This window comes from Pseudomonas mandelii (genome assembly GCF_002251635.1).
Taxonomy (GTDB): domain Bacteria; phylum Pseudomonadota; class Gammaproteobacteria; order Pseudomonadales; family Pseudomonadaceae; genus Aquipseudomonas; species Aquipseudomonas mandelii_B.
Map to the genome: position 1 here is coordinate 56,383 of NZ_NMOJ01000048.1, position 12,905 is coordinate 69,287.

The 12,905-nt window shown below is 58.0% G+C and carries 11 protein-coding genes and 1 pseudogene; 9 read left to right on the top strand and 3 right to left on the bottom strand.

Features of this window, described 5'->3' with window-relative positions; translation table 11 throughout:
• Positions 1-30 precede the first annotated feature (30 nt).
• On the bottom strand, positions 31-348 hold the full coding sequence (locus tag B7L09_RS07210; RefSeq protein ID WP_094468339.1) for a transcriptional regulator: 318 nt from the start codon (positions 346-348) through the stop codon (positions 31-33).
• A 164-nt stretch (positions 349-512) separates the two neighbouring features.
• A complete protein-coding gene (locus tag B7L09_RS07215; protein ID WP_094468340.1) occupies positions 513-749 on the bottom strand; it encodes a glutaredoxin family protein in 237 nt (78 codons plus the stop codon).
• Between the two features lie 211 nt (positions 750-960).
• On the opposite strand from B7L09_RS07215, the gene B7L09_RS07220 reads away from it, so the two are divergent.
• Positions 961-2,673, top strand: a complete 1,713-nt coding sequence (locus tag B7L09_RS07220) for a cation:proton antiporter (protein ID WP_094468341.1) — start codon at positions 961-963, stop codon at positions 2,671-2,673.
• 1 nt (position 2,674) lies between these two features.
• Here the strand turns inward: B7L09_RS07220 and B7L09_RS07225 are convergent, their stop codons facing one another.
• Complete coding sequence (locus B7L09_RS07225) at positions 2,675-3,883, bottom strand: ammonium transporter (RefSeq protein ID WP_094468342.1); 1,209 nt, start codon at positions 3,881-3,883, stop codon at positions 2,675-2,677.
• Between the two features lie 304 nt (positions 3,884-4,187).
• On the opposite strand from B7L09_RS07225, the gene B7L09_RS07230 reads away from it, so the two are divergent.
• The 8 genes and pseudogenes from B7L09_RS07230 to B7L09_RS07265 all read left to right on the top strand — a co-directional run bounded on the left by B7L09_RS07230 (position 4,188) and on the right by B7L09_RS07265 (position 12,877).
• Positions 4,188-4,502, top strand: a complete 315-nt coding sequence (locus tag B7L09_RS07230; RefSeq protein WP_090186370.1) for an ElaB/YgaM/YqjD family protein — start codon at positions 4,188-4,190, stop codon at positions 4,500-4,502.
• A gap of 1 nt (position 4,503) precedes the next feature.
• A complete protein-coding gene (locus B7L09_RS07235) occupies positions 4,504-4,893 on the top strand; it encodes a phage holin family protein (RefSeq protein ID WP_094468343.1) in 390 nt (129 codons plus the stop codon).
• Entirely contained in the window at positions 4,890-5,231 is a 342-nt protein-coding gene (locus B7L09_RS07240; RefSeq protein WP_094468344.1) for a hypothetical protein, read from the top strand. The genes B7L09_RS07235 and B7L09_RS07240 overlap by 4 nt, the downstream gene beginning before the upstream one ends.
• A gap of 126 nt (positions 5,232-5,357) precedes the next feature.
• Positions 5,358-6,521, top strand: coding sequence for an EAL domain-containing protein (locus B7L09_RS07245; protein WP_094468345.1), 1,164 nt, complete (start codon positions 5,358-5,360; stop codon positions 6,519-6,521).
• A gap of 67 nt (positions 6,522-6,588) precedes the next feature.
• A complete protein-coding gene (locus tag B7L09_RS07250) occupies positions 6,589-7,920 on the top strand; it encodes a deoxyguanosinetriphosphate triphosphohydrolase (RefSeq protein WP_094468346.1) in 1,332 nt (443 codons plus the stop codon).
• 186 nt (positions 7,921-8,106) lie between these two features.
• Positions 8,107-8,341, top strand: a pseudogene (locus B7L09_RS07255) (hypothetical protein).
• Positions 8,342-8,597: 256 nt separating this feature from the next.
• On the top strand, positions 8,598-9,224 hold the full coding sequence (locus B7L09_RS07260) for a response regulator transcription factor (RefSeq protein ID WP_094468347.1): 627 nt from the start codon (positions 8,598-8,600) through the stop codon (positions 9,222-9,224).
• An 8-nt stretch (positions 9,225-9,232) separates the two neighbouring features.
• Positions 9,233-12,877 (top strand): transporter substrate-binding domain-containing protein, encoded by a 3,645-nt coding sequence (locus tag B7L09_RS07265; RefSeq protein WP_094468348.1) that lies wholly within the window; start codon positions 9,233-9,235, stop codon positions 12,875-12,877.
• Positions 12,878-12,905 lie beyond the last annotated feature (28 nt).

Consider the following 12,905-nt stretch of genomic DNA (forward strand, 5'->3'; position numbering starts at 1 on the left):
AGCGGCCGGAACGAACCTAGTAGAGAATCCTCACGCCGGTATCTGCGCGCGTGCCGCCGCCTCGGTGAACTCCTTGAGCCAGCGCAGCACGTCCACCGCTTCCCAACGGCCAGGATCGTAAAGCGCGTACAACAAGCCCTGGTAACCCACGACATCCAACTGCTTGTGGTAACCGGCGCGCTGGAACAACGCTTCGATTTCGGCAAAACAGGTGTTGAAGTGCAGTTTGTTGAAGGGTGTTTTTCCTTCCAGGACCAGACCATCAAGACGCAGTTCGAGGACCGCCTCGCGCACCACATCGGCCGACATCCGGTTCACACTGTTCTTCAATTGCTCGACATTGACCAAGGCTCATCCCTCTGACTTCCGGGATCGCTTGCCCAAACCCGAAACAGGGAAAAACATGGCAGGCGATCAGAGTTACTGTACGGACATACAGTAACTCAATAATCTGCCTTTCGCCAATGCATCAACGTGGACCGCGACGGGCGGGAGTAGTCCCACACCTGCAATCAGCGCAAGAACGCTACTACCTCATCTGCGTTGAATGGCCAGTCAAGTTCTGCGCCGCTATCAATACGCTTCAGCACCGGAATACGTAGACCGTAGTTTTCAACCCAGTCTTCGCTTTCCGCAATATCGACGAGTTCAACCAACAAACCGTGCTCGACAAACTCCATCAGCATGGCTTCAGCGACTTCACAAAGATGGCAACCAAGGGTGCCGAAAAGCTGACATTCAGGAGGCATGACAAAAAGACCAGTCAAGTTTGGCGTTCATTCTAGGCCCGACGGCAACCGCAGTCGAGCCAAGACCCAAGACCTCTGGCACGGCTGTCGATTTCAAAAGATTTCGGCAAATCCCTGACTCAAATCATTCATGCACAATCTCATTTGCGCGATGCTCGCGGCTATTTTGCCTCTACGCTTGAGTAGCCAACACCCATCACCGGAGTTTTTCGTGTTCGCCAACCTCTTGATCATTCTCGCCTCCTCTTTGGTGGTGATCGCACTGTTCCAGCGCCTGCGTCTGCCGCCGGTGCTGGGCTATCTGTGCGTAGGGCTGATGATCGGGCCGACGGCGTTCAACTGGGTGAATGAAAGCGAAGAGTTGCCAGACCTGGCCGAGCTGGGGGTGGTGTTTCTGCTGTTCTCTCTTGGACTGGAGTTCTCCCTGTCGAAGATGATCGCATTGCGTCGGGTGGTGTTCGGCCTTGGCAGCCTGCAAGTGTTGGTGTCCGGGATTTTGATGGGGGCATTGCTGATGCTGTTCGGCATGCCGGCGACGCCCGCGCTGTTACTCGGTGCCGGTCTGTCGCTGTCCTCTACGGCCATTGTCAGCAAGGAGCTGAGCAGCCTCGGCGAGATATTCAGCAGCCACGGCCAGAATGCCATTGCCGTGCTGCTGTTCCAGGATGTGGTGGCGGTGCTGTTGCTGACCCTGGTGCCGGTGTTCGCCGGCAACAGTGATCAGGCCTGGTATTGGGCATTGCCGTTGACGCTGGGCAAGACCCTGGTGCTGTTCGGTGGTTTGCTGCTGGCCAGTCGATGGTTGTTGCCCCGCCTGTTCCATGAAGTAGCCGCCGCTCGCTCCCCGGAGCTGTTCGTACTGTTGGCGCTGGTCATCGTTTTGCTGACCGCGTGGCTGACTCACTTGCTCGGCCTCTCCCCTGCCCTGGGTGCATTTCTCGCCGGCATGCTGCTGGGGGAAAGCCACTATCGGCACCAGATCGAGGCGGACATCCGGCCGTTCCGCGACATCCTGCTCGGGTTGTTTTTCGTCAGCATCGGCATGCTGATCGACTTGCAGCTATTTGCCAGCCACGGCCTGCTGGTTCTCGGCCTGACGCTTGGGTTACTGCTCATCAAGGGCACCGTGGTCGCGCTGCTGGTCAAATGGCGCGGCAGCGACGGCGAAACCGCCTGGCGCAGTGGCCTGGCCTTGGCTCAGGGTGGCGAGTTCTGCTTTGCCTTGATGGCGCAGATGCAGCAAAACAAACTGATGCCCGCCGACTTCGGAGGTCTTCTGCTGGCCGCGACATTCTGCTCGATGCTGGTGACACCGTTGCTGCTGCGCGCCGCCCCCCACATTGCGACACGCCTGCATCGCAAGCCCAACGAAGAAGCAAAACTGGCAGAAATCAGCGCGCTCAATGCCGACTTGCACAACCACGTCGTGATCTGTGGCTACGGTCGCGTGGGTCAGTCCATCGGCCGCGCGCTGCGTAATGCGCTGCAACCTTACCTCGCACTGGACACCGATCCGATACGTGTCCAGGAAGCCGCCGCGGGTGAAACCTGTGTGCATTACGGCGACTCGCGACGCGGTGAATTGTTGCTCGCGGTCGGGCTGGTGCGGGCAAGGCTGCTGGTGATCGCCGTGGACCAGACCGACATCGCGCTCCTGATTCTCCGAGAGGCGCGCCGATTGAACTCGACGATTCCGATCCTGGTGCGCACTCGGGACGACAGCCAACTGACCGAATTGAAAGCCGCAGGCGCCAGCGAAGTGGTGCCCGAACTGCTGGAGTCGAGCCTGATGCTCGCCTCCCACGCCTTGATCCTGCTGGGNTTTCCGGCGCATCAGGTACAGGAGCGGGCCGACCAGATACGGCATGACCGCTATCGCCTGCTGCACGGGTTTTATCCCGGGAGTGACGATGAAGAAAAGTGAATCAGTCCTGACTGACGGCGCCGATCTTGTGCACCGACAAGTCCGCACCGTAATACTCCTCTTCCTGGCTCAGGCGCAGACCATGCAACGCCTTGATCACGCCATACACCACAAATCCACCGAGCAGCGCCACGATCACACCCAACGAGGTGCCGATCACCTGGCTGATCAGGCTCACTCCACCCAGACCGCCCAAGGCGCTTTGGCCGAAGATGCCGCAGGCGAGCCCTCCCCAGACACCGCACAAACCATGCAACGGCCAGACACCCAGCACATCGTCGATGCGCCATTTGACTTGAGCCGCGGTGAAGCACCAGACAAACAGGCTTCCGGCGATCACNCCGGTGACCAGTGCGCCCACAGGGTGCATCAAGTCGGACCCGGCGCAGATCGCCACCAGCCCGGCCAGCGGACCGTTATGCAGGAAGCCAGGGTCATTGCGGCCGATCACCAGGGCAGCAACAGTGCCGCCAACCATGGCCATCAGCGAGTTGACGGCGACGAGGCCGCTGACGCCATTCAAGGTCTGCGCGCTCATCACGTTAAAGCCGAACCAGCCAACGATCAGGATCCACGAACCCAACGCCAGGAAGGGAATGCTCGACGGCGCGAATGCCACCAGACGCCCTTCTCGATANCGCCCTTNCCNGGGCCCNAGNAGCAGCACCGCCGCCAGCGCCAGCCAACCGCCCATGGCGTGTACCACCACGGAACCGGCGAAGTCATGGAAGCTGGCACCAAAGGTGGCGAGCAACCAGCCTTGCAGGCCGAANTTGCCGTTCCAGATCATGCCTTCAAAGAAGGGATAGATGAACGCCACGATCAGCGCCGTCGCACACAACTGCGGGACGAATCTGGCGCGCTCGGCAATGCCTCCGGAAATGATCGCCGGAATCGCCGCCGCGAAGGTCAGCAGAAAGAAAAACTTCACCAGCCCGTAGCCATGATCGGCGTTGATCACCGCCGCCGGTTGCATGAAGGTGACCCCGTAGGAAATCCAATAGCCTATAAAGAAGTAGGCAAGNGTCGAGATAGCGAAGTCGCTGAGGATCTTCGACAGGGCGTTGACCTGGTTTTTCTGGCGCACGGTGCCGACTTCCAGGAACGCAAAACCGGCGTGCATGGCCAGGACCATGACCGCGCCAATCAAAATGAACAACGTGTTGGAGCTATGGACCAGACTGTCCACAGCGCTTTGCAGATTTTCCATGGGGTTGGCAGACCTGAAGGCTAAAAAAGCACCAAAGCGGTTCGCGCAGGGAGTTTGTGCACCAAGTTGCGGCCCGCAGGATCAAGGCGTTGATCCCGATGAACCGCTTTGGCGCACAAGGCTGAAACCCTGACGCGAGTTTTAATTGTTTGAATCAGGGTTTTCCTGAAATCATGCCCGGCAACAGCGCAACGGCGCGGGCTGATGCACCATGACATAGCAAAAGTTGTACCAGTCATTTGTACTGAACCTTCACACAAGGCTCATACTCGAACGCTTCAGAAGCCACTTACGGAGATCACCAATGGCCAGCATCAAAGCAAAGACTGCTCAAGAAATCCTTATGAACGATTTTCAGACTCTGGTCAGCGACACCGAACGGTTGCTGGAACACACCGCAACCCTGGCTGGCGACCAGGCTGATGAGCTGCGCAGCCAGATCCACGAGAGTCTGCTGCGTGCCCGCGAAACGTTGAAGCTGACCGAAGACTCCCTGCGCGAACGCGGCCAGGCCGCCGTTACCGCTGCCGAAGATTACGTGCAGACCAATCCATGGCAATCGGTCGGAATCGCCGCAGGTGTCGGCTTTCTGATTGGCCTGCTGGCCACTCGGCGCTGATATGTCTATCGGTGAATCCAGCTCGTCCGCGACGGGCACAAGCTCTTCATCGCGGCGCCTGGGTGCCGCTTTTCTTGGACTGTTGCACAGCCATGTCGAACTGTTCGGCATCGAGTTGCAGGAACAAAAAGCGCGCACCGTAAGCCTGTTGCTGTTTGCAGGCCTGGCGCTGGTCTTTGCTTTGCTGTTGCTGGTGGGTTTGTCGACGCTGGTGCTGATCCTGTTTTGGGACACCTACCGTCTGCCGGCGATCATTGGGCTCTGTGTGTTCTACACACTGGCAGCAATATTCTGTGCCATGCGCCTGAAGGCCGCGATTTTCGATGAGTCCTCGCCCTTCCACGGCACCCTTGAAGAACTGGCCAACGACCGGGAGCGCCTGCTGCCATGAGCATGACTGAAATCCCGCAAAACNGCTCCCGCCGCGAAATGCGCAAGGCGTTGATTCGCCTGCGCATGGAAATGCACCGCCAGGAAATTCGTCACGAATCCGCGCAACTGCTGCAACCCTTGCAGCGGGTACGCGGGATGACGCAAAACCTGCACGACGGCTTCGGCATCAAGCACGCCCCGCTCTGGGGCATGGCGGCCGTGACGCTGCTCGGTTTTCTGACCGGGAAAGGCGCCAAAGGCGGCGGTACCAGCAGCCTGACTCGACTGGTTCGCTTGGGCACAACGCTGGGCCCCTTGATCAAATTGGTCATGCAGGGTTCTTCGCGCAAAGATTGAATAGCCACTATCTGGCTGCATTCTTGCAACACCACCGGGATTAACCTCTTTATCGAGAGGTTCAATCCTTTGTGCCTACCCGGCGTACAGGTCAATCCAAAAACAAGACCTTACTAAGGAGGCCTCGTGATCGACGGGCAACCGCTCGCCTGCTTTCAACCATTTATCGATACCGCCACGGGCCGTATCGCGGGTGTGGAAGCGCTGGGTCGACTGCGACAGGCCGATGGTCAACTGGCTTCGGTGGGGCCGTTGTTCGCCGACCCGCGAACGCCCGCGATCGCCCTTCGTCGCCTTGACCGGCAGATCCGCGACAACGCTCTGAGCCGTTTGCATGAAGCGCCATCGGACTGGTTTTTGAGCCTGAACATATCACCGCGATGGATCAACCGCTTACGGCCGGACCAGGCGCTACCGAGCCTCAAGCAATTGAGCCGACACAACGTTGATCCGCAACGCATCGTCTTCGAGATCACCGAACTGGGGGGCGACATCCAGCGCCTGGCCGACGTCGTGGCACGCTATCGACACGCCGGGGCACGGATCGCCATCGATGATTTCGGTGCCGGTTACTCGCAACTTGATCGCGTGCTGGCCCTGCAACCGGACATTCTCAAGCTCGATATGCGACTGTTCCAGGCTGCGGCATTGGGCGGACCCAGCAGCGACGTGGTGAAAGCCCTGGCGCAAATGGCCGAGAAAACCGGGTGCTGGATCATTGCCGAAGGGGTGGAAACCGAAGATCAGCTCAATTTCGCCCTGGAATGCGGCTCGCGTTACGTACAGGGGTTTCTGTTCGCCCGGGCGCAGGAGGAATTCTTCGCCACCGACGCTTTTGTCGAACGTTTCGCGCAACTGCGCCAGCGTTATGTTCAGCAGAAACTGGGCGAACGCAGTCGACTGATGATCATGCGCCAGCAACTCTGCGAACTGATGGCGATCCTGCAGGCCTGGGCCCTGGCCCGTGCGCCGCTGAGCGCCTTGCCACAGTTGCACGCGTTTCCATGGCTATTGCGCTTCTATCAATGCGACCGTCACGGCACCCAGTTGACGCCCAATCTGGAATGGCGCAACAACGGCTGGGAGGCCGATAACCGCTACCTGGGTCATAACTGGTCGTGGCGGCCTTATTTCTATCACTTGCTGGCCGAAGGCTGGGAAGAACGGCGCCTGACACTGTCCACGACCTACCGCGATGCCACCAGCAATCAGTACTGCCTGACTGCCGGGCAATTTTTCGACAACGGCGAGCGACTGCTGCTCATCGACATCGACGCCGCCGGGCTCTAGTTCCGCTTGCAGGGGCAGGCACGAACCCGGAAGCTAGGGGCTCAGTCACCTGACGGAGAGTCCAGCCTTGGATTGGCAAACCCTGCTTACCCGCGAACGCCTCGGAAAGCCGCTGCACAGCCCCGAAGAACTCGGCCGCAGCCCGTTTCACAAAGACCACGACCGCATCATTTTCTCGGGTGCTTTTCGCCGCCTCGGGCGCAAGACTCAGGTCCATCCGGTCACCAGCAACGATCACATCCACACGCGCCTGACCCATTCGCTGGAAGTCAGTTGCGTCGGNCGATCCCTCGGTATGCGCGTGGGCGAAACCCTGCGCAGCGCCCTGCCCGACTGGTGTGAGCCGAGCGACCTGGGCATGGTGGTGCAATCGGCCTGCCTGGCCCATGACATCGGCAACCCGCCGTTCGGGCATTCCGGTGAAGACGCCATTCGCCACTGGTTCCAGCAGGCCGCCGGCCGTGGCTGGCTGGACGCCATGAGCGAAGTCGAACGCAATGACTTCCTGAATTTCGAAGGCAACGCCCAAGGCTTCCGGGTGCTCACCCAGCTCGAATACCATCAATTCGACGGCGGCACCCGACTGACCTACGCCACGCTGGGCACCTATCTGAAATACCCGTGGACGGCAAAGCACGCCGATTCACTGGGCTACAAGAAGCACAAGTTCGGCTGCTATCAGAGCGAACTCCCGCTGCTGGAGCAGATCGCGCTTAAGCTCGGCCTGCCGCAACTGGAGGAACAGCGCTGGGCGCGCCATCCACTGGTGTACCTGATGGAGGCCGCCGATGACATCTGTTACGCGCTGATCGATCTGGAAGATGGCCTGGAAATGGACCTGCTGGAGTACGCCGAGGTGGAGTCGTTGTTGCTCGACCTGGTGGGTGACGATNTCCCGGAAACCTATCGCCAACTGGGCCCACTGGATTCGCGTCGGCGCAAACTGGCGATCCTGCGGGGCAAGGCCATCGAGCACCTGACCAATGCCGCCGCCCGGGCCTTCGTCGAGCAACAGGACTCGCTGCTGGCCGGCACGCTGCCCGGCGATCTGGTGGAGCACATGCATGGTCCGGCCAAGCGCTGCGTCCTGGATGCCAANGACATGGCGCGTAAAAAAATCTTCCAGGACAAGCGCAAGACCCTGCACGAAATCGGCGCCTATACCACCCTCGAAATCCTTCTCAACGCGTTCTGCGGCGCGGCACTGGAACAACACAACGGTCGGACACCGTCCTTCAAGAGCCGGCGCATTCTCGACCTGCTAGGCAACAATGCGCCCGATCCTCATGGCCCTTTACACACTTCGTTTCTGAGAATGATCGACTTCATCGCCGGCATGACCGACAGCTATGCCAGTCAAATGGCACTGGAAATGACCGGTCGCTCAAGCCACGGATGACCGTGCATCGTTCAGCCGCGTCAGGGCCTCCTGACCGGCTGATCGACGTTCTGCGCATTTCTCGTTTCAATCCGCGCGTCAACAGAATCGCCCTACACCCTGTGCAGAGCCGACTGATCGAATGAACGGTCTGACCGCGAAATAATCATGCTCCCTCTGCTCGACAGATGAAGCATGAAAAATCCCATGTCTGAACACGATTGGCGCATCTTGCTGGTGGAAGACCACCCCTTCCAGCTCAGGGCAACCCAATGAGCGGGGAATGATCAGACAGGCCATTCTGCTGAGCAGTCTGACATCCATTGAACTGGACGGTCTTGAAAGAATAGCCATCGAACACGGGCTGCCCTTGTTGGGCTATTTGATAAAACCCTTGAAACAATCAGACCTTAGAAACTTATTGACCTTGGCTTCACTATAAAAACACTCAAACAAAGACATACTAAAAAAACATTTAAACACCTATCTAATACATCTCAAATCAACCTGTCCTACCCACCAAACACACATACAACGACTTGACTGATCCTCATGCAAAACCTAGTTGATCCGTAGTCCGATTCTTCTTCGACTGTAGGAATTATCTTATATTGCCACTACAGGCCTGTCAGTTCATGCCCCCCTCAACTATCTGAGCTAAGGTGCGCGCTTTATTTGAGCGCGTATGGGATTTGATTATGAACTCCGTTTTTATTGTCGACGATCACCCCGTCATCCGTCTTGCCGTCCGAATGTTGCTCGAACATGAGGGTTACAAAGTCGTCGGCGAAACTGATAATGGGGTCGATGCCATGCAGATGGTTCGTGAATGCATGCCAGACCTGGTCATTCTTGACATCAGCATCCCCAAACTGGATGGGCTGGAAGTTCTCTCCCGTTTCAACGCAATGAGTACCCCCCTCAAAACCCTGGTGTTAACGGCACAGTGCCCGACGCTTTTCGGTATTCGCTGCATGCAATCCGGCGCGTCCGGGTATGTATGCAAACAGGAAGACCTTAGTGAACTGGTGAGCGCAATTAAAGCCGTACTATCAGGTTACAACTATTTCCCCAGCCAGGCCTTGAATCCTGTCCGTGCTGACGATGAGCGATATGCCGACCTCGAACTGTTCAAGTCAGTGAATGACCGAGAGCTGATGGTATTGCAACTTTTTGCCCAAGGCCGCACTAACAAGGAAATTGCCAAGGGCATGTTCCTGAGTAACAAGACTGTCAGCACTTACAAAAAACGCCTCATGCAAAAACTCAAGGCCAAATCACTCGTTGAACTCATTGATATGGCAAAACGCAACGCGTTAGTGTGAGAAACAGGATGCCCAGTCGTTTAATGGATTATCTGATACCGCTGACTGCAGGTTTATACCTGAGCACCTCAGCGCACGCGGCACCAACGGCGAGCGAGCATTACACCCTGCTCAGTCGTTCAATGACCGGACACATGGAAGTCCAACTGGATAAATCGCAACAACAATGGCTTAACAATAAGCGTGAACTGATTCTGGGCACCTCTGCCCCCGACTACCCTCCTTTCGACCTGACCATCAGCGGCCATGACTACGAAGGTTTCACTGCTGATTACGCGGGCATCCTGGGCAAGGCCACCGGCCTGCCAGTCAAGGTCCAGCGCTACGTTTCCCGGGGAGATGCGATCGAGGCCCTGGACAAAGGCGAGGTCGACATGCTCGGCAGCGCCAATGGTTTTGAAGCCCGCAATGCCGACATCGTACTGTCCTTGCCCTATGCCGTGGATCAACCGGTTCTGGTGACACGGGAAGGCGAAACCAGATCCCTGAGCGACGGCCTCGCCGGGCTGCGCCTGAGCATGGTGTATCACTACTTGCCGCTGGACGAAGTCAAAGCCCTGTACCCGAAAGCGATCATCACGTCCTACCCCTCCTATCAGAATGCAATCAATGCGGTGGCTTTCGACCAGGCCGATGTTTTTCTGGGCGATACCATTTCAACCCATTACATCATCAACAAGGGGTATCTGAACAACATCCGCATGGCCAACTTCGGTAAACACGAGGCCCACGGCTTCAGCTTTGCCGTGCATAAGGGCAACCCGGCGCTGCTCGGGATCATCAACACCATCCTGAAAGCGACCCCTGGCAGCGAACGCGAAAACATCGCCAAACGCTGGAGTGCGGGCAGTGACATTCTTCTCACTGATCAGAAACTGCAACTCACCGACCGTGAACAACGCTGGCTGGCGCAACATCCTGTGGTGCGCGTCGTGGTCAACGAAGCGTTGGCGCCGCTGACTTTTTTCGACAGCGACGGCAACTTTCGGGGCGTATCCGCCGATTTGCTCGAGCTGATCAGATTGCGCACCGGTTTGCGCTTCGAGATCCATCGCAGCCGCAACGATGACGAGATGATCGCGCAGGTCAACAGCCATCAGGCCGACCTGATTGCTGCCCTGCTCCCCAGCACCCAACGTGAAACCATGCTGAACTTCAGCCGTCCTTATCTGGAAAACTCCGTTGTCCTGCTCACTCGCAAAGCTGCCGACAGCCCATCAAATCTGGCGCAACTCACGGACAAACGCCTGGCCATCGCCCAAGGTAATCCAATGGCGGATTACCTGCGCCGCGAGTTCCCGCGAATCCATCTGATCGAAACGCCAGACACCTTCAGTGCCGTGGAATTGCTCGCCGAGGGTCAGGCTGAAGGGACAGTGAGTTCATTGGTGATTGCCAACTATTTCATCTCATCGCGAATCTTCGAGCACACACTTCAAATAAGCACCACCATTGGCACCCGGCAAGCCGCGTTCTCCCTGGCGACCGGGCGCGACGCCAAAGAGCTGGGTTCGATCCTCGACAAGGCACTGCTGAGCATCGCGCCGGAAGAGCTGGGCATAATCAACAGCCGCTGGCGAGGCTACTCATCGGCCTCTCAAAGTACCTGGCGCAACTTTCACCGGCTGTTCTATCAAATCGTTCTGGGTGTTGGCGTGCTGCTGCTGATTTCCATGACCTGGAACGCTTACATGCGTCGCCAGATCAATCAGCGCCTGGCCGCCGAGCTCGCCCTGAACGACCAACTCGAGTTCATGGGATCGCTGGTCAACGGCACGCCTCATCCCATCTACGTGCGTGATCGCCAGGGCTTGCTGCAAAGCTGTAACGACAGTTACCTGGAGGCCTTCTGCGCCAAACGCGAAGACGTGATTGGTAAAAACGTCATGCAGGGCAGCTTGGGCAACTCATTTGAAGCCCAAGAATATCAGGCGGATTACCAACGCGTCGTGGCCGAAGGAACTCCGCTGATTCTCGACCGGCCATTGCATATCGGTGGCCGCACACTGACGATTTATCACTGGATACTTCCCTACCGGGACTCCAGTGGTGACGTCCAAGGCGTCATTGGCGGCTGGATCGACATCAGCGAGCGCCGACAACTGTTCGATGACCTGCGTGCCGCGAAAGAGCGTGCGGATGAAGCCAACCGTGCCAAAAGCACCTTTCTGGCGACCATGAGCCATGAAATCCGCACGCCGATGAACGCCATCATCGGCATGCTCGAACTGACCCTCAAGCGTATCGATCACAGCCACCCAGATCGCCCGGCCATCGACGTGGCCTACCACTCGGCGAAAGACCTGCTGAACTTGATTGGCGACATTCTTGATATTGCGCGAATTGAATCCGGACGACTGAGCCTGAGCCCGGAGCGGGTCAACCTGAGAGAAACCGTAGCCTCGGTGGTACGGATCTTCGACGGACTGGCCCGCCAGAAAAATCTGGGCCTGCGGCTGGACTTCAACCTGGCAGAACCACCCTCCGATGTCCTGTTGGACCCGATGCGCTTCAAGCAGGTGCTGTCCAACCTCGTCAGCAACGCCATCAAGTTTACCGAACAGGGTAAGGTCCGGGTTGTGGTCGAGCTGCATCCAACCGACGAACCCGACCGGGTGCTGTTGCAGTTGGAGGTTCAGGACAGCGGGGTCGGGATCAGCGAACAGGATCAACGGCGTTTGTTCGAGCCTTTCGCCCAGGCCGATCATTCCGGGCAGGCGGCCAGAGGCGGCGCGGGGCTTGGCCTGGTCATCAGCCGCAATCTGTGCGAGATGATGGGCGGCAATCTGCAATTGAGCAGCCAGGCCGGTATCGGCACTCAGGTCCGGATCTCGCTGAACCTTGCAACACTGCCGGCCGAGCGGGTGTCGATAACCGCTGAACCGTCCCTCCACACGACCTCGGCTGTACTGAACGTCCTGGTGGTCGACGACCATCCCGCCAATCGCTTGCTCATGTGTCAGCAACTGGAGTTCCTGGGACATCGTTCCAGCGCCGCACCGGATGGCGAAGCGGGGTTGAAGGCCTGGAAGGACGAGGTGTTCGATCTGGTGATCGTCGATTGCAACATGCCGATCATGGATGGATACGAACTGGCTCGCTCCATTCGCCAACATGAACAGCAAACGCAGAGCCGACCTTGTACCGTATTGGGCTTCACCGCCAACGCACAACCGGAAGAAATACAACGCTGCAAACAAGCCGGAATGGACGACTGCCTGTTCAAGCCCCTGAGCCTGACAGCCTTGAGTCAATGGGTTAAAGGCGTTGCGCCGACGGTCCGCGCCCCGGCCTTCAGCCTTGAAGGCCTGCATCTGCTGACGGGTGGCAGCCCGACACTGGACCAGCGCCTGTTGTCCGAACTGCTGAACAGCAACCGTCTGGATCGGCAAGAGTTGCTGACCTTATCCCCCACAGAAGATCGGCAGGCTTTCATCGAGGTGGCCCATAAAATCAAGGGTGCTGCGCGAATCGTCCAGGCTTGCCGATTGATCGACAGCTGCGAGGCGCTGGAAAACGCCTGTCATGACGTGTTCCACCCTGACGTAGTCGTCAATTGCACCCAGGCCATGGACCGCGCGATGGTCGAACTGGAGCAGGCATTGGAGCAACAGATAGGCCGCAACGAGAAAAGCAGAATGATGGAGCCTTAACTATGCTTGGACGCTGAGCAGTGTGTTA